The following is a 21,024-nucleotide window of genomic DNA, read 5'->3' as shown; positions in this document are numbered from 1 at the left end:
TTATAACCTTATCAATCCATTTAATAACTGTCAAGATAATTCTGTTTTTTTAAAAAATATCTATTATAGAAATACAAAAAATAGAGTATTACTATAACTGCAACCCACTCCTTCTCGGGTATTATTTAAAAATCGAACATACACAACCTGATTTATTTATGATACGGTTCACAAGCACTGCCTCAAAATTTAATGCACTTCTAAATATCTTCTTACTTCTTTGGCTATGGGATCACCATACATAACCATCAACTCAGGTGATTTTAATACCCTCAAATATCAAAAAAACGTTATCTTTTCTAAACAAGCTAAATTAGAAAGGATGATGTTTTCTTATGAATCTCTCGATTCAAGATGAATTATTACCATTTGCAGAATAATTACAACGATATGTTACACCTGTATTCTTAGAAGAACTTGCAAGGGAAATAGGATTTATAAGGCGAAGACTTAAGTTTTCTGGATCAGAATTAGCTGCTATTTTCATTTGGATTAGTCAACGGGCGGCAAGTGATTCCTTGGTTCGATTATGAGTGGGCTTCATGCAGCGGCAGGGCTTAGCCCTGAGGGAATTAATAAAACTCCTGTTGAAGTTTCTAATTGACTACAAAGTTGAGTAATAGAGGTAGTAGCGGTTTGTTGATTTAACCATACACACAAATATAAAAAATGATGCCCATGGCACTTGCGTTTTCATTTCATTCCGCCTGCTTCTATAGCTAATTGATTAAGTGTAGTGGGAGACATATATCGATATAACTCTTTAGCAAATAAAGACAACTCTTGTTTTTGATAAATATTTATAAAAAGCACGTCACCTTTTCTCATTAACATAAGTGAATAGTAACGTGCTTTTAACTTCAAGAATAGTCTAAATCCTTAAGTTGATGGATGTGGGGTACCACCACATGCCCATCAAGCTAAAAATGGATTTTCTATGAAATTCCATTTTTTTGTTGTGCCACTATTACCGTTTCTGTTTCGTTATCAGATAAGCTCAAATTTCTTCCTCATCTTAAAGTGGAACAAATTTATTACTTAAATTGTCTATTTAGTACCCTTTTTAAATATGAATATATTTCTTAAAGTGACTTCAATAATTTTAAGTAAATCAAAAGGAGAATTGAAAGGCAGGAGAATATAGCATGTCAGAAAATTATCGTTCTCGAGAGGAGCGACGACAAGTTAAAAAGAACAAACAGCCAGCAGCTAAAAAACAAAAACCAAAAGGTAAGACATCATTTTTTCGTAAGTTTTTAATTAGTTGTTTATTAGTTGGTATTGTAGGGTTAGTCACAGGGGTTGCTACTTTTTTCGTTATGATCAAGGATGCGCCAAAACTCGAGAAAGCAAAACTTGTTAATCCGTTATCCTCAAAAATTTATGATAAAGATGGGAAATTGATATATGAATATGGGAAAGAAAAACGAACGAATATTATGTATGGTCAAATTCCTAAGTTAGTAGAAAATGCGTTTTTAGCGACAGAAGATGCACGTTTTTACGAGCACAGTGGCGTAGATTTTAAAGGTACTGCACGTGCAGTTTTAGTCAGCCTAAAAGGGGATTACGGCTCTCAAGGTGGAAGTACGATTACGCAGCAAGTTATTAAAAATTATTTCTTATCGATGGAAAAAACGTCAAAGAGAAAGGCACAAGAAATATATTTAGCGTATAAGCTAGAACAACAGTATTCAAAACATGAAATTTTAGAAATGTATTTAAATAAAGTTTACTTAGGTAACCGTTCATACGGAATTGCAACAGCAGTACAAAATTACTATGGTAAGGAATTGAGAGATTTAACACTACCAGAAGTTGCAATGCTTGCTGGCTTAATGAAAGCGCCTAATAACTATGATCCAACGAAAGAACAAAATATCAAAAAAGCAACAGAAAGAAGAAATGTTGTACTTCAATTAATGAATCGACATGGTTATATTACAAAAAAGGAAATGGAAGACGCATCAAAAATTCCAGTAACAGAAGGACTTAAGAAAGCAACTGAACAAAAAGAAATGCCATATCCTGCTTTTATGGATGCGGTTGTGAAAGAAGTTGAAAAAGAAATGCCAGATGCAAATATTGGATCTGACGGTTTAGAAATTTATACAACATTAGATCCAAAGGCACAGGATTTTGCGGACAAGCTTTTAAATAGCGGTATTATTAATTATCCAAATGAGAAATTCCAAGGGGCTTTCACATTTATGGATACGAAAACAGGAGAAGTACGTGCAATTGGTAGTGGACGTGGTGAAAATAAAGCTGTTTTTAAAGGACATAATATTGCAATTGAATTAAATCGCTCAGCAGGTTCCACGATGAAACCAATTTTTGATTACGCTCCTGCAATTGAATATTTAAAATGGGCTACTTACCATCAAATTGATGACTCTCCATATAAGTATTCAACAGGACAAGAAGTTAGAAATGCAGATAGAAAGCATTTAGGACCAATTACAATGCGTGATGCATTGAAAACTTCCCGAAATATCCCGGCTATTAAAACTGCAAAAGAAGTAGGAATTAATAAATCAAAAGCTTTCTCTGAAAAGCTAGGTATTACATTTAATGTAGCACCGACCGAATCAACAGCGATTGGTACAAATGAAGCGTCACCAACTGAAATTGCAGGCGCTTATGCGGCATTTGGTAATGATGGTAAGTACACGAAACCACATTTTGTTAAGAAAATCGTTTATCCAGATGGTAAATCAAAAAGCTTTGAGCAAAAGCCAAAACGAGTTATGAAGGATTCTACAGCATATATGATTACTGATATGCTTCGTACTTTTGTTTCATCTGGATTGGGTACAGCAGCTAATATAGGTTCTTTAGATGTAGCCGGTAAAACAGGGACAACAAACTATTCTTTAGAACAAATAGCACAATATAATCTACCAGAAAGTGCTAATCGTGATAGTTGGTTTGCTGGTTATACACCACAATATACGATGGCTGTATGGACCGGATATACAAAGGATAGTAAAGATGATTATATTAGTAGTAAAAATACGAAAATTGCTCAATTGATTTTTAAAGAAATGATGAGTAAGTTTGCTACAGATAAATCGCAATTTAAAATGCCGAACAGTGTGGTTCAAGAAGATAGCGAATTACGTATTAAAGGTGAGAAGCGTGATACTTCTCCAAATGCGAAAATAGCCAATACGACTGAACAGCCAAATGAAAATAAGCAAAAAGAAAAGCAAAAGAAACAAGAAGAATTAAAGAAACCAGAAGATCAAAAGCAAAGTGAGCCAAACAACGGTAGTGGAGAAGGAAATACAAAGCCGCCAAACAACGGTAGTGGAGAAGGAAATACAAAGCCGCCAAACAACGGTAGTGGAGAAGAAAATACAAAGCCGCCAAACAACGGTAGTGGAGAAGGAAATACAAAGCCGCCAAACAACGGTAGTGGAGAAGGAAATACAAAGCCGCCAAACAACGGTAGTGGAGAAGGAAATACAAAGCCGCCAAACAACGGTAGTGGAGAAGGAAATACAAAGCCGCCAAACAACGGTAGTGGAGAAGGAAATACAAAGCCGCCAAACAACGGTAGTGGAGAAGGAAATACAAAGCCGCCAAACAGTGGTAGTGGAGAAGGAAATACAAAGCCGCCAAACAGCGGTAGTGGCGAAGGAAATACAAAGCCACCAAACAATGGGGAGGGTCATGGAACGCCAATGCAACCAAGTAATGATGGGAATTCAGGAGAGAATCCAGCCAATAATGGTTAATAAGTAATATGAAAATATTGTTGGTCCTTTGCAAATTTAAAAAAAGCATAAATATATTAGTAAATGAGGAACAACGTTTAGGAAGTAGCTAGTAGTCGTTGAAGTACATGGTAAGTCGAAAGGGTGAAGTCTCTTTATATAGTACCTTTTAAATGAAAAATGCGCTATTCTTTCTGTAGAATCATAGGAAAGGATGGCGTTTTTTATGTCTGTTTCTGTGTCTGACGAATTACAACTATTTGCTCAAGAGATTCAAAGTTTTTTATCTCCAAATACCTTACGGGATCTTGCTAGAGATGTTGGTTTTGTACAACGAGTGAACCGGCACTGACAGATATATCGGTGGAGATAAAACGTGGCGAGACTGTGGGAATTATCGGTGGTACTGGTTCAGGCAAATCTACATTTGTGAACTTGATTCCGAGATTTTATGACGCTACCTCTGGACAAATACTCGTCAATGGAATTGATGTAAGGAATTATAGTCTACATGAGTTACGCGGTGAGATCGGAATCGTTCCGCAGAAGGCACTGCTCTTCACAGGGACGATTGCGCTCATGTTGTATACGAATCCGCTCATGACCGTCGTCGTGCTGTTATCTGCACCAGTGACTTTCTTCGTAGCGCGGTTCATCACGATGCGCTCCCAGCAGCTATTTCGTGATCAGGCCCGCATATTGGGTGGACTGAATGGCTATGTCGAGGAGATGATCGGCGGGCAGAAGGATGTTCAGGCCTTCCGTTATGAAGATCACTCTTTTGCGGAGTTTACAGCGCGAAATGATAAATTGTATCACACAGGGGTAAAATCACAATTCGTCAGCTCTCTGTCGAATCCATCCACCCGTTTGGTGAACAATGTTACCTTCTCAATCATCGCCTTAATTGGGAGTATTATGGTCATTATGTCTAGAATATCGGTCGGGGGATTATCGAGTTTCCTGATTTATGCCAATCTGTTCGCTAAACCGTTCAACGAGATTACCGGAGTAATTACACAGTTGCAATCAGCTACGGCCTCGGCGTAACGTATCTTTCAGGTACTTGATGAATCGGCGGAGTCACCGGAGGCTGAAGATGCAGTTCATATCCCAGCTAAGCAGGGGACGATTACATTCCATCATGTGAAGTTCGCTTACCAGCCTGACCGTCCCCTTATTACCGATTTGAACCTAGTTGTTGAACCAGGAACACGTGTCGCAATCGTGGGACAGACGGGTGCTGGCAAGACAACATTAGTGAATCTGTTAATGCGATTCTATGATATTGATGCCGGTGAGATTGCGATAGATGGTATTAATATTAACGATATGGCCCGTGATAGCTTACGCCATACTTTTGGGATGGTGCTACAGGATACTTGGCTGTTTGGTGGGACAATCCATGACAATATCGCCTATGGGAAACCGAATGCTAGCTAGGATGAGGTTATAGCAGCCGCTAAGGCAACTAACGCCCACAGCTTCATCAGGCGGCTGCCGAAGGGCTATAATACAGTAATCAACGGCTCCGGCGGCAGCCTGTCCCAGGGACAGAAACAGCTCTTGACAATCGCTCGGGTTATGCTGGTTGATCCGCCTATGCTAATTCTCGACGAAGCGACGAGCAGCATTGATACGCTGACGGAGATTCGTATCCAGGCGGCGTTCCTGAAGATGATGGAAGGCAGAACGAGTTTCGTTATCGCTCACCGTTTGTCGACGATCCGTGAGGCAGATATGATCCTCTACATGAAGGACGGGGATGTCGTCGAAAGCGGGAGTCATGAGCAGCTGCTGGAGCAGGGTGGGTACTACGCCAATCTGTATAACAGCCAATTCGCGGCTGTGAATGGTTAGTAGACTATTTGTAACATTATTCCGAAAGTGCTCACGATGCGTGGACCGGGTCTTGGCCTAAATAATCTCCATCATTTTATACTATATTTATCATATGTATTAGAAGATGGTGCAACATTAAAAATTAACTCTGATACAGTGTAGTCATATTGTATCAGGGTTTGTATTATTTTATAAAAAAACATAATATATTCAGTTGAATAAACTTTGCTGTAATGAATAATAAGAGTAATCAATGCGTTTCAGTAAAAACACCTATTGCTTTTTTTAACTTATTATTTCTCCCTATAAATAATTCTCCCTTCTATCCATTCGGAAGAAAAGGAGGCGATATAACAAGGAATTATTGTTTGAACTTTTAAAAGAAATTGCCGGAGCAGTTGTGCGTGAGCTTTCAGCCTACATATTAAGATAGCAAATGCAAAAAAGATAACAAAAAACCCGTGCTTCACCGACCAAAGTACAAGCTTGGGTCTAAAAGAAAAAGATAATGCATAATAACAACCACCTTGACAGTAGCAGTTATGAAACGGGATGTGTCCAGCATTTCGCCTATTTTATTTTATTTTATCATTATAAAGAATGAAGGAATCCCCACTTCTAAACGAAGTGAAAGTGGGGATAGTTCAATATATTGTAAATAGAAAGAGGATTAAATTTAGGAGAAAATTTGCATCTTGTAACTACAGTTTACTTTGCTGTAAAGAAACAAAAAACATTTTTCTTATTCAATAATTCCAATTTCTAGAGCCTTTTGAACAGCTTCTTCTTTGTTACGGACTCCTAACTTTGTATAAGCTGTGGAAGCATAATTTCTGACCGTACCACTCGATAAATATAATCTTGATGCTATGGTAGTGTATCGAAGTCCTTTTGCTACTAGTTGCAATATTTCTATCTCCCTAGCTGTTAGCTCATAAGCGGTTGCTTTTGATTGTGGTGTCTCTTTTTGCTCATCAAATTTCTCAAATATTTTGTGAGACATTCCTTGATCAATCAGTGTCCCACCTTTGTGAATAAGTCGGATCGTATTAGCTAGCTCCAATGTTTCAATAGATTTGAGTAAAAAACCATCCGCACCGTTGCGAAGCGATTCCAACGCCTGTTCGGTATCCTGAAAAGTTGTGAAAATCAATACGCGGATATGTGGCCATTGTTGCTTAATCTTTTTGGTTGCTTCAACTCCATCCATGTGCTGCATATCTAAATCCATAAGTATAACATGGGGTTGAAGACGTCCACACAAATCGATGGCTTGATTGCCATCCTCAGCTAAACCGACTACATTTAAATCTTCATATCTATCGAGTAGTGTCCTCAAACTTTCCCGAACAAACGGCTGGTCGTCTACAATTAACAAACGAATAAGTCCATCTTTTATTTCAGTTTGTCGCGGTATGGTACATGTAACAAGCATTCCTTCATCTGGCTTTGTATATACAGACAATTGACCTTGCAAATTCATTGCTCGTTCTTTCATTGCATTCAGACCGAAGCCTTCCTGCCATTCTACATTTCCTTTTCCATTATCTTGAACTTCTAATCTCGTATATTGTTGTTCAAACTGCAATGAAACTATAATTTCAGTTCCCTGACCATGACGTACTGCATTCGTAAGGGACTCTTGTAAGCAACGAATGAACGCTATCTTCGCTTGCCGAGACAATTCATATTCCTCTCCGTATGCCCGAAAACTTACATTAACCTGAGCGTGCTCCTGAAATTCGGCTCCAAGATTTTGGAGAGATTGAATTAAGGAAGGCGATTGACAAGGAGACTCCATTTGATGTAGGTAACCTCTCACGTCCTCGATGCTTTTACGTCCCATTTCAAGCAGAGAATCTAGCCTCTGTATACCCATTTCAGTAGCAATTTCGGTACGCAACGTTTCCATCCCCATAATAATAGAAGTATAAGCGTGACCAACTGTATCATGAAGCTCACTCGACAGTCTGTTTCGTTCTTCCGCCAGTGTAATGCGTTCAATCTGAGACATATATTGCTCAAGTACCGCGTTTTGTTTACGAATCGCTTCATTTTGCTTATGATTGACGATTAATAAATGGAAAGCGAAGCCCATTACATAAGCAAGTCCATAGTAGGTAACTAAAATCCAATAGCTATTACTTGGCGCAACCGCATAGAGAATTCCAGTTGTTATAAAAACTGTTGTTGGAGCTGTCCAATAATAGGACAAATGCTTACTATTCGCAGCAATTAGAAAAGCCGATATCAGAAATGTAACGTTAGCTTCCGGAAATAAAGAGGTTAAATATATACACAGTCCACCATATAGCAGTATTTCTGTGAACAAGTAATATTTGTAATTGAACAGTAAGGCTACCCATGGAATCGAGAAGGCAACAACCTCCCAAAAAATAACAATCCAAAGTGGCAATGTTAAACTATCCTGAAAATCGAATGTGGTTATGGCGATAGAGACACTAACAAGTATACGGACTCCTAACATAATCCAATCGTACCAAAACCAATACTTAACCATATCTAACAAGTCATTTACCCCCTAAGTAGCCTACCTTTTTACTTCATATATTATAATTTAATTCTTCATGCCTATTATACTTTTAAATTTAAAACTGCGATACTACTCACAGATTGCAAACTTCTATCGATTTAGTTGCCGAATCATGATACGTGTATAGCCCCCAAATTTCTTTGTCAAACCATCTACTATTCTAATACTTATGGCGATACATACTATACCCATAAACATTACAAAGAGTGACTTGGCAAACGTATCTATCTGTATGAATATAATATTCATTTCAATGTATTGATACAGTAGTGGTGCCAATAGCAACATAAGTGGCATTACATAAAAAATGATTGCACTAATGAGACTGAAAATGCCAATTACTAATTTCTGCATTAACCAATAGACAGCACACCAAGTGCGACGATCAGTAAGCACTAATTTCACCTGAGCCCAGTTCGATGTATCTATTGTTATACTTCTATCATAAGGGTCTGTTGAAATATCTGTATAAATTTTCGTCTGTATACGCTCGAATTGGATAAAAGGTGTAGTAGTCTGTAGTACACGTATAACTAGTGGAATCCCAATTACAGTAAATGAAAGGGTGAAACTGAATAGCAGAGCTATTAGATAAAAACAAAAATAAAAAAATCCTGTAACGAAAGTTAGCAATAAAAAATAACCATTCTGGATGAATCTTGATTTCATAAAGTTCTCGCTCCTATCTATGTAATAACCGAATTGTACTGCTTTTTTTGTCATTCTCACTAGTGTAAAAGTGTCATATGACATTTCTAAATGATGATAAAAAGGGGGAGAGTAACCTACTTCTGGTTAAAAAAGATGCTTATATCAATCACCATAAAACAATCCCGTTCTTGCAGATGCAAGAACGGGATTGTTTTATACTTTTATTTAATATGAGATGGACTTGTTTTTCGAATATGAAACATAATATCAAATTGCTCAAGCAATGACGTATCAAAGTATGCCGATTCGTTCGGGAAGATTTGTCCCCCTATACTTAGTAATGGTCTTTTTGCTTTAACCCATTTTTCTGCTTGTCCTTTAAGGTGACGGTTATCCAATAAAAACATGTTATATGGTACTTTTCCGAGAGTATAATTGAAACTTTTTACATCTTGTGGAATAGTGTCGGTTGTAATCTTACCTCCAGTGGAAGGATCATATTCGCTGTATAAGGTAAAATTCCCCTCCGTAGTTGTACTACCAATTGTGACATAATTATTGTCTAAACGTTCCTTCAAAAATTGCCCCGCAACATAAGGGTATAATTTCTCATCGATAATTCCTTTAGCTATATGAATATTGTGTGCCCATACCATCGTTTTACCACCAAATGTTTCTTGTGCCCACATTGCATGATCGGCCAAGTATTGCTCATGTAGCTTTAACATACTTGGATAGTCGTTAGGAATTAGCATTGTGGTAAATTTCTCTATTGCACTTGCCGTTGCTTGCGCCCAGATGTACTCGGGTGAAGCTATTTCTGTGTTGGCTTGCCCATTCTCATCTTTTAGTAATTGGGCTACTCTCTCAGCGTTTGCTTTGAACTTTTCTTTTATTTCAGGAGCAAGGTCCATATATTCCTTTGTACTTCCATTAAAAGCCGACAATTCTTTATAATTTCCTTCTACTTCTGCCAGCAAATCTGGTCGATGTAGTCTTACATAATCAATCACTTTATTAAAGCAACCTTGGTCCAACTCCTTTAAGTCGAGCCCAATAAATTGGATCTTTTTTTTATTGGATGGATCAGCATTATAATCTTTCATCCACTCAATCATGGCTATAATTTCATCAGTAGGATATAACAAGTTTAAAAATTCCCTAGGGTTTCCTTTTCCTGTTTGGATATATTCATTTAGTTTTAAGCCGTTTCCCCAATCTTCTTCCATTGTGAAATTTGTAAAACCCATCTCAGTAACCAAATATTTCACAAGGCGAAACTTCATAGTGAAAATTTCAGAGCTCCCATGAGTATTCTCTCCTAATCCTACATATTGTGCGCTCCCAATCATTTTCTTAAGTGGTTTTAAATCCTCAAATGATTTTGACGGCTCTATCGTTTTTAATGGGTAAGCCTGTGATTGTATGGATTTAACTATATTTTTTTGTATTGATTGACCTGAATTTTCGACTGCTACTGTTTGAGCCTTTCCTACTTCCGCGCATCCTGTGACTAATAAAGCTGTACTAACCATTGCAATTATGCTTTTCTTATTCATTTTTTCCACCTCAATTGAATTATTTGTAAAGCAAGATTGATTCATTGTACTTGCATGAATCAATTGCCTTAATTCAATTGTTATCTATTCCATATCATATTTTCTAGTTACATATTGTCATAAGGTTAATTGACACAGGTCATAGACTAATCATTACATTTTTGTACTATCGGTTATGACAACTTATAAATAATAATTACATTGATGAGTCGTAAGTAAGACTAGACTATAAATTGGGGAGGGATTTTAAAGATGAATGAATCTGTATACAAAAACATTTTTATTCTAAGTTGTGTCTGTGGAAATGACAAGAAGTAAATTCGATAAACAAGTGAATGAAAGGGGAAGGGCGGATTAAAATGATATTACACGCAAAATCGTTCCACAATAAAGATAAAATCCAACGTGCTAAAATAGGACTTCAACTCTTTTTGAGTATCTTAATCATTACTTCTATTATCCTAAATGTAGTAGTAATAATTACGAAAAGTATGCCGCTTATTGTGGTATATATGTTTACCCCAGCATTTTCTTCTATTTTGACTCGCATAATACTGAAAGAAGGGTTTAAAGATGTATCTTTTAGTCTCGGTAACTTAAAGATATGGAAGGGGATTGGGTTTGCTCTGCTAATACCTATGATTATTTGTGGAATTACTTATTCTATCGCCTGGTTGAGCGGAATTGCGGGGTTTCAGCATCCCGAAGGTGGTATGTTAGAACCGATCTACAATATACTTGGACTTCAGTATGTACCGGAACCATTCAGTTTTATTTATCTAGTAGTATTGAGCGGCGTTTTAGGAAGTTTGCTTAACTTAATCCCAGTTTTAGGAGAAGAAATGGGTTGGCGAGGTTATATGCTTACAAGGCTAGTCGATGCAGAGTTTTCACGGCCTATCCTTATTAGTGGATTGATTTGGGCAACGTGGCATGTTCCAATTGTTATTGCTGGTCTATATGTAGAGGGATCATCTGTCCTACTTTCAGTACTTGGCATCTATTTTTGTATTGTGCCCTTCAGTTATATTACAGCTTATTTACGACTTATCACAGGTAGCGTTTGGCCTTCGGTTATCATCCATACTACTTGGAATGCCATTATTCAAGGACCTTTCGCACGTGCAAGTACAGGATATCAAACTGAGATTTGGATTGGAGAATCTGGCTTGATAACCGCTATTATTATCTTGGTTACTGCAATAATTACGTCTCGAATCGTAAATTTTACTAAATAGCATACGGATGTGTTTTAAATTCAATTAGTGAAATATGACGAGGCGAAATAAGATGCACCTAAAAATATTAGAAAAAATCTAGTTGAATGGACTCTTACTTAATCTTAGGCTGCTGGATATATGGGAGGCATCAAGCTAAGGGTTTAATTTATAAAAATAAACTTGGGTGCCATAAAAAACATAATGTTTTCATTTAAAGGCTATGAGATGAAATTTCATCATCTTCATCAAGTTTGACCTTCAGGAAATAAAAAGTTAAACGATTATACAAATACTCTAACTGAAAAAACGATAGTCCTTTTATCAAAAATGTAGAAGGACTATCGTTTATTTTTTTGACAAAATTAGGGGTTGATGTTCATAAAAATGGATAATATAATTCGTATTTTACGTAAAGAGAAAAATTTTCCCCTAGAATATTAAGCTAAATATCTTGGTGTGACGGTTAATTTAAGTTTCACTTTATGACTTGTAAAGGGCTGTTCAATGCATCGTACTATTAAAAAATCTAAATTAAATCATTAAATTGCGATAAAATGTGGTCGGAAATAATGAAATTTTAGGAAAAATAAGGTACACTAGTCTATGATTTTAGTTGAAAATCGTTTGACGTTACTGCATACGGGGGAAAGATTGATGAACAACAATACAACAAATGAATCAGTTGAAGAAATTGATCAAAAACGAGTAAGATCAAAAAAACGTTATACAAATTGGAAGTTTATCGCAGCGGGTATTGGTGTAATTGCACTTCTTATTGGGGGAATGAGTTATTATCAGGCAACTCACTTTAATTCGAATGTTACAATTAATGACACAAAAGTTGGTGGTCTGAGCGCTGATCAGGCAATACAGAAATTAAAGACATCTGGACTAGCAAACAAAGTCTATGTTGATCAACAACAAATTTTAGATGAAAAAGATACCAAAACGGAACTTACGGAAAAAGATTTGCCTCAAGTTAAGAAACTATTAAAAAGTCAGTGGACATTTTTCCCTTCCTCAAAGGGAGAAAATTATTCATTGCTACCAGAGAAGGCAGATCAGTATCGTAGTGAAACGATGAAGAAACTTGTAGAAGAAACGCTCATCTCTATGAATGAAAAATTAAAAGCGCCTCAAGATGCTATGGCGAAGCTAGAACAAGGGAAAATTGTTATCTCGAAAAGTGTTGAAGGAAAACAGTATGATGTTACTAGTCTACTGAAAGATTACGATAAGCAAAAATATAAAAGCGAAATTCATCTGAAATCTGCATACATAAAACCTATTAAAGAAGACGATCCGATTGTCAAAAAAGAGGAGAAAGCACTACAGAATCTTCTTGGGCAGTCTGTAGAGTATAAAGTGCAGGATGAAGTTTATCCTTTAAAAGCGAAAGATATAATTCAAAATGCCTCTATGTCAAAGGATATGAAAGTTACAATTGATGCGAGTGACATTAAGAAGAAAATTACTGAAATTAATAATGCCAAATCAACATTAAATAAAGATTTCTCATTTAAAACGCATTCCGGTTCAGTCATATCAGTAAAAGGGCAAGGATACGGCTGGGCACTAGATGTTGAAAAAGAAACTAAACAAGTTCAACAAGCCTTTGAGAAAGGCGAAAAGTCGCTTTCTGCTTCTAATATTCACGGAAATGGTTGGGAGAAGGAAGGTATCGGTTATAAAACAACAGCGAATAATGGCATCGGAGACACGTATGCGGAAGTTTCAATTGCAGAGCAACAAATTTGGATTTATAAAGATGGAAAATTAGTCGTTACAACAAATGTAGTAACGGGTAAACATAGCACGGGTGAAGATACATCACCAGGTGTTTGGTACGTCCTATACAAACGAACACCATACACGCTAAGAGGTAGCGCAGTAGGGAAAGCTGATTATGCGGTTAAAGTAGATTACTGGGTTCCATTCACAAATAGCGGTCAAGGATTCCACGATGCCGGCTGGCGAAAAGACTGGGCAAATAATGCTTATTTAACAGGTGGATCAGGTGGGTGTGTGAACCTTCTTCCTAATGTTGCAAAAACTGTATATGATAGTTTGAACACGTATGATCCAGTTATCGTGTACTAGAAAATAGCTACGTATCAAGAAATAAACAAAGCAGGAAATCTTATCTGATGGTATATGAAAAAACACCTCTTGCATTCGCATACTAAGTGTGCAAATGCAATGGAGGTGTTTTTGTTTGAATACAAGAGTGTATTGCTTATAAGAAACAAAGTAGAAAGAGATTAAGAATAAGTATTCAAATAATCAATAAAATTGACAATGAATATCATTTTCACTTAATATAGAATCGTCGCATTTAATTAGACATGAATTTTTTGTTAATATAATAGATTTCTATTAAGTTGTCATATTTACGAACTATTATTAAATATTTTAAGAATTTAAACGTAGGAAAGGGTAATATAAAATGAACTGGAAAAAAGGCGGGTTATGGGTTATTATTTTTTTCGTTGTAAAAGGCACGATTTCTACACTTTTAATCGTTACAGGTGCTAAATATTTTGATTTATCATTTATGCAACTTATCTTATTAATTCTGACCTTATTAGTGATTTCTCTAATAAGTCGAAAGTTACTGTATAGACATAAACAAAACAAAAAGCAAAAAGAGCTAAATATATAATGAAGCCCCAGAGACCATTGGATTTCTGGGGTTTTATTTTGATAGTTTTTTCGCATGTATATTAATTTAACAGAATAGGTTGTCCAAAATGATAAAATCGATGATGTTTAAAATGCGTCAGTTATTTTTACATAAGGATTGTAGAGAGCCTTTGAATCAATCTTTATTCTGAAGCGACAGACACGTATAAATTATGCTCTTTTTTCAATTGGTAGTTTAAATGTAAAAGTACTGCCTTCTCCTAATTTACTTTCAACCGTAATTTCTCCTCCATGTAGTTCGACAATCCATTTTACCATCGACAATCCTAAACCTGTGTTTCCGATGTTTGAAGATGTTCGTGCTGCGTCAACTCGATAGAAGCGGTCCCATATTTTTGTAATATGTTGCTCGCTGATGCCGATGCCATTATCGGAGACTTTACCTATTATGTTGGTTTCATCACGGAATAGTTGCATATGCACAGTTCCGCTCGCTTTACTATAAGCAATCGCATTCGTTAGTAAATTCATTAATAAACGCATCATCAATGTTTGATCTGCTTTAATAAATAGGTCTTCCTCTATATTAGTTGTTATATCAATCGAAGCTTCTTGAACCATTAATGAAAGCTCTTCTACAACGATTTCCGTTAATTCACTCATATTGATACATTCAAATTGGAAAGTATTATGGTTTCCTTGGTCAGCTCGTGCTAATAATAAGAGTTGTGAGATTAAAGCGGACATTTTACGTGATTGTTTTAAAATTACTTCTAACGATTCTTCCATTTCTTTCGGATTATTTCTCTGCGATAAAGCGTATTCGCATTGCGAAATAATAACAGATGTTGGTGTTCTTAATTCATGAGATGCGTCAGATGTAAATTGTTTTTCACTTTCGAATGATGTCTCCAATCGCTCAAACATTTTGTCAAAGGTTTGTGCTAAATGATACATTTCGTCTTTCGGTGAACCTTGTAAATTAATTCTCTTCGAAAGGTCTTTACCATCACCAATTTTACTGGCTGAATCACTCATTTGTTGCACAGGTCGAAACGCTCTTTGCGTAATAAAATATCCCCCGACTGCCGCAATGAGAATAAGTAATGGGAATGAGATGATTGTTACCACAATAAGCGTATTCATCGTTGAGGATAATTGGTTCATAGTCATTATTCCACGAACCCAGACTTGCTCATCGCCGCCTGCATTATGGAGAAAATCATATACAATCCATTCTTTATTGCCGTCTTTAATGGTTTGTATTTCATCGGATTTAAGCGATATCTTTTTATTAAAGCTTGTTGGACTATGTCCTACCAACAGCTCACCTTGTTTACTATAAATACTAATATTTACTCCATCTTCTAAGGTTTCAAAATCATCGTCAATCTTTAACTGCCCATGCTTATATTTGATATCTTCCATGCTTTCTTTTACTGTGCTCTTCAATTGATCTTTCATATTAAAAAGCAAAACTTTATCTGAAGAAGTTAAAATAAAAGCTAACACGAGTGCCATAATAATTACAATTAGCCCCGTATACCACAGGGTCACTCTCATTTTTATTGATAGTCTATTCATGATTCTACTCGCAATACGTAACCAGTTCCGCGCACTGTATGAATTAACTTCGTTTCAAACTGGCTATCAATTTTTTTACGAAGATAGCGGACGTAAACATCAATAATATTCGATCCGCCTTCATAGTCGTAATTCCACACATGTTGCTCAATTTTATCTCGTGTCAGCACAACTTCTTTATTACGAATCATATATTCTAAAATAGCAAATTCTTTACTGGAAAGAGTGATAACTTGGTCTCCTCTTGTTACTTTATGCATATTGCAATCTACCACTAGGTCAGCGATTTCAAACACATTAGATGTATTTCCTATTTTTCTTCGCATTAACACTCGAATTCTTGCTAACAGTTCATCAAAAGCAAACGGCTTTACTAAATAATCATCTGCACCTAAGTCGAGTCCTGTTACACGATCATCAATTGTATCTTTAGCTGTAAGAAGCAAGACAGGAGTTGCATTATTGTCCGCGCGTAATCTTTGTAATACGCGTAAACCATCTATTCCGGGAATCATAATGTCAAGGACAATCAAATCGTAGGTAGCCATGTTTATATAATCCAGGGCATCTTCTCCATTCCCACATGCATCGCCACTATAATGTTCTGCATTTAATCGTTTCACCAATATATTTTGTAAGTCTTGTTCATCTTCGACGATAAGAACTCGCATTAACATTCTCCTTCTCTTCTTATTAATATGTATCACTATAATTCCAAAACATTAAAGAAAGATTAGAAACTAGTTAATTATATCATTTTATCCCGCATTAACGGGCAGTAAGACTCCTCCCTCAAAATTCGGTGAATGCGAGGTAGGTAGGGATTAACTGCCTGTAAAAGCCTTCACTTTATTTTTTTGTACATTAATCTTCCTTTAATGTTTGTTCAGTAATATAAAGGCAAGGATAAGGTGCACATGTAAAGGGAGGAAAACAGAATGGGAAAATGGATGCTGATTGGAGCAATGTCCTGTTTATTCTTAACAGCTTGTTCTACTCAAGTTGATAACAATACAGAAGTACAACAACTGAAAGTGGAAAATGATAAATTACAAAAAGAAGTCGCTCAACTACAACAAGAACCAAACAAAACACAAGCTGCTACAAATGATAAGAAACAAATACAAGATTTCAAAAACGAAGTCTCATCTATTGTAGAAAAGGCAAATAACACGAAACCAGTTGGAGCAAAAGAAGATAACTTAAATACGTACTTAGCAGCAAAAAAAGAAATTGACCAATTGGATGACAAGATAGATCTATCTGATAATCAGCTAGAAGCAGATTATCACGCTGGAACGATAACTGTTGAGCAATATCAAACGCAAGAAAAAGAACACGATATACTGGAAGATCAATTAGAGCAAGCAGAAAATGCACTTGAAGCAAGATTTGGAATAGAGGATTAATCATTAAGGAGTGGATGAAAATGTTAAAACATAAAAAGAAAATAATTATAAGTGTAATTACTATTTTAGTAAGTGGTATTGCTATTGTTGGTGGATATTATGGTATGGGTTACAATTATGCAAAAAAGAATGAAAACTACACAGAGAAACAAGTTCGTGAAATTTCTTTAGCTCATACAAATGGAGAAATTATTAATGTGAAAAAAGAATTTGAATTAGAAGATGACAACTTAGCACAATCAAAATTTGAATATGAAGTGGAAATCAAGACACCTGATAATCTGTTAAATATTTTAAAAGTTAGTGCTAGAACAGGTACAATAGAACTCAATAATGAAGATTAAATAAATATCGCTTATTTGAAAAAACTCCTAACAAAATTTGTTAGGAGTTTTTTCATGTTTATACTTTACTATTTTAAAATGTGGAAAATCTCCATACTTCTACAATCTATATAAATGACTCAAGCTTCGTATCTTTTGAATGCCCTGAAGTGCTAAACCTAAGTAAAATAATGAACTATCCTATGGAAGAAAGTTGAGGGAGCTAATCGCATATATTTTATTGAAAGGATGTGATTGAATTATGGAACGGCCGAATTGGGGAATTGGAGATTAGTATTCGTTGGCTGTATGTTTCTTGGTGGAGGAGTGGGATCTATGTTAGGTAATGCCCAAACTGGATGGCTAATAGGAATGGGCATTGGATTTCTTGGGATGGCTTTAACGAGACTAATGAGAAAATAATGTAACTGAGATTCTTCTTCTGGTAAATAAGGAAATATGTAAGTAATTCATGGCATCAGAGCTCTATAAATTATAGTTAGAAGCTTCTCTTTTCTAAATTTCTCCATACATAGATATGATTCTCAAATCGGAGAATGGCACCTTAAGGTGTCTTTTTTATGCTCTTTAAAAATGTCTTAACATATATAGCCGAGTTAATTTAAATAATCAAGAATAATTGAGCTAATAGCTCTCGGTAGATTGCCATCATTTTTTTAATAGATTAGATTCATTACCGTTTCAGACCTATGTATTCATTCATAACTTAACAGTAAAAGGGGGGATGATTAAAGGTATGGCGTTTAATGATGAATTAATTTGTCAACAGTTTGCAAGAATTATCGGCGGGCAAGAAGGATTCGCCGGTGGGAAATGCGTGGCAACAATAAACAGGGATGAAATACGAGCAACAATCTTAGGAAAACGTTTTAGAGTAACAACTTCCTTTTCATTCGAATCACGAGACAATAAAACTGGACGGGCATTATGCCTAGGCCGAGTAGCACTCTTACAAAAAGAAGTCACTGAATTTGTGGCGACAATTATTAAACAAGGAATAATCGTTTCGTCTATACACAATGAGTGGTTATGTGATGATCCAAATTTGATTTACGTTAATATCGAAGACGTTGATGATCCACTAAATTTTGCAAGAAAAGTGAGAAGAGCGTTATGCACGTAATCAATTTCTTTAGTTAAACGAGTGATTATATTAAATTGAAAAGTTCAGCGTGTTGGATGGTTTTATAAAACGAAAGAAGGTGTTTCATATTTGGAATGCCTTTTCTTTATGTTTTCGTTACTAATGTGGGTGGTTAACGGATTATATGCTGTTTATCTTGCAACAGCAAAAACTGGACGAGGTATCTTTAAAAGTTTTTGACTGTCCGTATATACCATATTTTATCAAATGTTATTAGCATATCATAAAACGACAGGGGAGAAATCGCCAGAGAAATACGTCAAATTAGTCATTCCTTCTATAATCTAAGGGGACGTTTTTGTTTTCGAAAAATAATAGGTAAATCATTTGACAATTAAAATAATCTACTTTAATATATATGCCATAGCATATATATGGTGAAACAAATACATTCATTGTGAATGATTGACTGGTATGCTATATCCTTTTATATCTTAATTTATAGAGGTGATATATGAACTTACATGATTTAATAGGCTATCTTGTTCATCGTACTGATGTGAAAATGACCAACTATTTTACGAAGAAATTAAAGCCTTATGGAGTTACGCCAGAGCAGTGGGGGATTATTAGTGTTCTTTGTAGCCAAAGGAGCACTACTCAAAAAGAGTTGGCGGAAGCTATTGATAAAGATCAAACTACTGTTGTTAGAATGATACAGTCAATGGAGAGAAAAGGGATTGTAAAGAAGGCTTTGAATGACCAAGATAGGCGTTCACATAACCTATTTTTAACTGAAAAAGGTGACGAGTTAAAGAAAACAATCTTGCCTGTAGTGAAAGACGCTCACCATTTCGTTACGAGTAATTTGAGCGAGGAAGAAATTAAAGTATTACAATCGTTATTAAACAAATTGTATGATACACACTATTAATATTTGTTCCTTATTGATGCTACGCTATTCATAAGGAACAAACTTTGTTTTAGGTATTACATATGCTATAGCATATAATTTTTGTTTGGACGAATGGGAAGATAACTTTATTTTGTATGATATCTGATTCAGGGTCACTTTTTTGCCTAGTACCAGTCAAATTTTTGTATTATATATGCTATAGCATATAATTTTCGGCCCTTTAATATTGAGAAGGGTAATGTAAATTGAAGCGACTTCCATACGGGTAATCTCAGGAAATAGGGTAAAGGTAGTGACTACTACCTGAACAATACTGAGTTTTTATCAAATAATAAGAAAGGTGTGATTACTATTTTAATTTTCATCAATATTGTAAAAGTAGTGTTGTTTCTGTTCTTTTTAATGACAGGAACGAAAATTATATCCGGGAAAATGGCAGATGAATTCAAACGATTTGGTTTACCTTCGTTTTTTAATTTCTTAACTGGAGCTTTTGAGATTGTAGGAGCGATTGGAATGTTGATAGGAATTTGGATTCCAACAGTAGCTTTATTAGCAGGATTGTTATTAGGCGGTACGATGCTTGCAGCCGCATTAACTCTAATTGTATTAGCGAGAGATCCCTTTAAGAAAGCAATACCTGCACTTGTTTTGTTTGTCCTTAGTTTAGGGATAAGTTTGTATCACATTTTTTAAACATAACTGAAAACTATTAAACTTTCACTTTATGCGTTCAAGTTACTATCGTTTTGTGATTATGTTACAAATAGGGGGATTCTCCAATTAGTGCTTGAATAATAATAGCAATACGAATTTAGACATTACGATCATTCGGATCATAATCAGTAAAAGAATGGGAAGAATTTTTATACAAAGGAATTCCCGATGAATTTTATATTAAAAATAGGAGTGAGTGAAAATGGCATATTTATTACAAGTTGATTTTCCGTTTGAAGGTCCTTTTGGTGAAGAAATGGAAAAAGGATTTTGGGATTTAGCAAATAGTATTAACGAAGAAGAAGGATTCCACTGGAAAATATGGACTGAGAATGAAGAAACAAAAGAAGCTGGAGGCATTTATATATTTGAAGAAAAACAAGATGCTGAAAAATACGCGGAAATGCACAAGAGCAGACTTGAAGCAGCTGGTGTTAAAGATATTAGAGTAAGAATTTTTAACATCAATGAAAAATTAACGGAACTGAATCGTGGGTATATTAAATAATTTCGACAGTTGGAGCAAGCGTAAAAAGGAGGGGGATAATCCCCTCTTTTTTTAATTCTTAAATTGATGGTAAGGGGGCTCACATAAAAAATAATCAATTATAAAAGTGATTTTGAACGTAAGGAATTTGTAAGGAAGAGGTAAGAAAAAAGAGATTTTCCTTGTGTAAGATGAAAATGGAAAGAAGAGTGAGAGGAGAAAAATACTATATATTTCTATAAAAAACAAATCAATTAATAAGACTTGTTTGGAGGAAAAGAGACATTACAGA

At 35.5% G+C, this 21,024-nt stretch carries 17 protein-coding genes and 5 pseudogenes; 16 read left to right on the top strand and 6 right to left on the bottom strand.

All coding sequences use genetic code 11. The features are described 5' to 3' along the window. Positions 1–335: 335 nt before the first annotated feature. A pseudogene (locus MHH27_RS16445) lies at positions 336–580 on the top strand (IS4 family transposase); the annotation flags it as partial. On the opposite strand, the pseudogene MHH27_RS16440 reads toward MHH27_RS16445, so the two are convergent. Continuing rightward, positions 556–804: pseudogene (locus tag MHH27_RS16440) on the bottom strand (IS4 family transposase); the annotation flags it as partial. The pseudogenes MHH27_RS16445 and MHH27_RS16440 sit on opposite strands and share 25 nt — an antisense overlap. Positions 805–1,145: 341 nt before the next feature. Here MHH27_RS16440 and MHH27_RS16435 point away from each other — a divergent pair. The 5 genes and pseudogenes from MHH27_RS16435 (at position 1,146) to MHH27_RS16415 (ending at position 6,073) form a co-directional block, all read left to right on the top strand. Beyond that, complete coding sequence (locus tag MHH27_RS16435; protein ID WP_340943373.1) at positions 1,146–3,743, top strand: PBP1A family penicillin-binding protein; 2,598 nt, start codon at positions 1,146–1,148, stop codon at positions 3,741–3,743. 205 nt (positions 3,744–3,948) lie between these two features. Then, positions 3,949–4,074: a hypothetical protein gene (locus MHH27_RS16430; RefSeq protein ID WP_255259072.1), complete on the top strand. Its 126-nt coding sequence runs from the start codon at positions 3,949–3,951 to the stop codon at positions 4,072–4,074. 11 nt (positions 4,075–4,085) lie between these two features. Then, positions 4,086–4,232: pseudogene (locus MHH27_RS32040) on the top strand (ATP-binding cassette domain-containing protein); the annotation flags it as partial. A gap of 18 nt (positions 4,233–4,250) precedes the next feature. Next, a pseudogene (locus MHH27_RS32035) lies at positions 4,251–5,582 on the top strand (ABC transporter ATP-binding protein). A 310-nt stretch (positions 5,583–5,892) separates the two neighbouring features. Then, positions 5,893–6,073, top strand: a pseudogene (locus MHH27_RS16415) (hypothetical protein). Positions 6,074–6,306: 233 nt separating this feature from the next. On the opposite strand, the gene MHH27_RS16410 reads toward MHH27_RS16415, so the two are convergent. From MHH27_RS16410 to MHH27_RS16400, 3 genes are all read right to left on the bottom strand, one after another. Continuing rightward, entirely contained in the window at positions 6,307–8,094 is a 1,788-nt protein-coding gene (locus MHH27_RS16410; RefSeq protein WP_098566997.1) for a helix-turn-helix transcriptional regulator, read from the bottom strand. 114 nt (positions 8,095–8,208) lie between these two features. Further along, complete coding sequence (locus MHH27_RS16405; RefSeq protein WP_097914605.1) at positions 8,209–8,787, bottom strand: sensor domain-containing protein; 579 nt, start codon at positions 8,785–8,787, stop codon at positions 8,209–8,211. Positions 8,788–8,990: 203 nt separating this feature from the next. Continuing rightward, a complete protein-coding gene (locus MHH27_RS16400; protein WP_016512591.1) occupies positions 8,991–10,328 on the bottom strand; it encodes an erythromycin esterase family protein in 1,338 nt (445 codons plus the stop codon). A 359-nt stretch (positions 10,329–10,687) separates the two neighbouring features. Here MHH27_RS16400 and MHH27_RS16395 point away from each other — a divergent pair, with 359 nt between their 5' ends. The 3 genes from MHH27_RS16395 (at position 10,688) to MHH27_RS16385 (ending at position 14,210) form a co-directional block, all read left to right on the top strand. Next, the gene (locus MHH27_RS16395; protein WP_000600462.1) at positions 10,688–11,566 is read left to right on the top strand and encodes a CPBP family intramembrane glutamic endopeptidase; all 879 of its coding nucleotides are present in this window, start codon (positions 10,688–10,690) and stop codon (positions 11,564–11,566) included. A 636-nt stretch (positions 11,567–12,202) separates the two neighbouring features. Further along, entirely contained in the window at positions 12,203–13,648 is a 1,446-nt protein-coding gene (locus tag MHH27_RS16390) for a L,D-transpeptidase family protein (RefSeq protein WP_340943363.1), read from the top strand. 346 nt (positions 13,649–13,994) lie between these two features. Further along, positions 13,995–14,210 (top strand): hypothetical protein, encoded by a 216-nt coding sequence (locus tag MHH27_RS16385; protein WP_001104104.1) that lies wholly within the window; start codon positions 13,995–13,997, stop codon positions 14,208–14,210. Between the two features lie 191 nt (positions 14,211–14,401). On the opposite strand, the gene MHH27_RS16380 is transcribed toward MHH27_RS16385, so the two are convergent. Together MHH27_RS16380 and MHH27_RS16375 are read right to left on the bottom strand one after the other, a co-directional pair. Next, entirely contained in the window at positions 14,402–15,775 is a 1,374-nt protein-coding gene (locus tag MHH27_RS16380) for a sensor histidine kinase (protein ID WP_098566996.1), read from the bottom strand. Further along, positions 15,772–16,446, bottom strand: a complete 675-nt coding sequence (locus MHH27_RS16375) for a response regulator transcription factor (RefSeq protein WP_340943360.1) — start codon at positions 16,444–16,446, stop codon at positions 15,772–15,774. Before MHH27_RS16375 ends, MHH27_RS16380 begins: the two co-directional genes overlap by 4 nt. A gap of 267 nt (positions 16,447–16,713) precedes the next feature. On the opposite strand from MHH27_RS16375, the gene MHH27_RS16370 reads away from it, so the two are divergent. The 7 genes from MHH27_RS16370 to MHH27_RS16340 all read left to right on the top strand — a co-directional run bounded on the left by MHH27_RS16370 (position 16,714) and on the right by MHH27_RS16340 (position 20,753). Next, a complete protein-coding gene (locus tag MHH27_RS16370) occupies positions 16,714–17,184 on the top strand; it encodes a hypothetical protein (protein WP_029442741.1) in 471 nt (156 codons plus the stop codon). Positions 17,185–17,204: 20 nt separating this feature from the next. Beyond that, positions 17,205–17,528 (top strand): PepSY domain-containing protein, encoded by a 324-nt coding sequence (locus MHH27_RS16365; RefSeq protein WP_000912137.1) that lies wholly within the window; start codon positions 17,205–17,207, stop codon positions 17,526–17,528. 234 nt (positions 17,529–17,762) lie between these two features. Then, the gene (locus tag MHH27_RS16360) at positions 17,763–17,930 is read left to right on the top strand and encodes a hypothetical protein (RefSeq protein WP_340944906.1); all 168 of its coding nucleotides are present in this window, start codon (positions 17,763–17,765) and stop codon (positions 17,928–17,930) included. A 322-nt stretch (positions 17,931–18,252) separates the two neighbouring features. Continuing rightward, positions 18,253–18,651 carry a DUF1259 domain-containing protein gene (locus tag MHH27_RS16355; RefSeq protein ID WP_000589730.1) on the top strand — a complete coding sequence of 133 codons (399 nt, stop codon included), beginning with the start codon at positions 18,253–18,255 and terminating at the stop codon, positions 18,649–18,651. A gap of 475 nt (positions 18,652–19,126) precedes the next feature. Further along, positions 19,127–19,546, top strand: coding sequence for a MarR family winged helix-turn-helix transcriptional regulator (locus tag MHH27_RS16350; protein ID WP_001048563.1), 420 nt, complete (start codon positions 19,127–19,129; stop codon positions 19,544–19,546). A gap of 327 nt (positions 19,547–19,873) precedes the next feature. Continuing rightward, positions 19,874–20,224, top strand: coding sequence for a DoxX family protein (locus MHH27_RS16345; RefSeq protein ID WP_033657524.1), 351 nt, complete (start codon positions 19,874–19,876; stop codon positions 20,222–20,224). 223 nt (positions 20,225–20,447) lie between these two features. After that, positions 20,448–20,753, top strand: a complete 306-nt coding sequence (locus MHH27_RS16340; protein WP_016512594.1) for a monooxygenase — start codon at positions 20,448–20,450, stop codon at positions 20,751–20,753. Positions 20,754–21,024 lie beyond the last annotated feature (271 nt).

Origin of the sequence: Bacillus sp. FSL L8-0152 (genome assembly GCF_038006365.1) — a bacterium.
GTDB classification, from domain to species: domain Bacteria; phylum Bacillota; class Bacilli; order Bacillales; family Bacillaceae_G; genus Bacillus_A; species Bacillus_A cereus.
The sequence above is the reverse complement of the archived record's forward strand: the minus strand, read 5'-3'. Positions and strand labels throughout refer to the sequence as shown.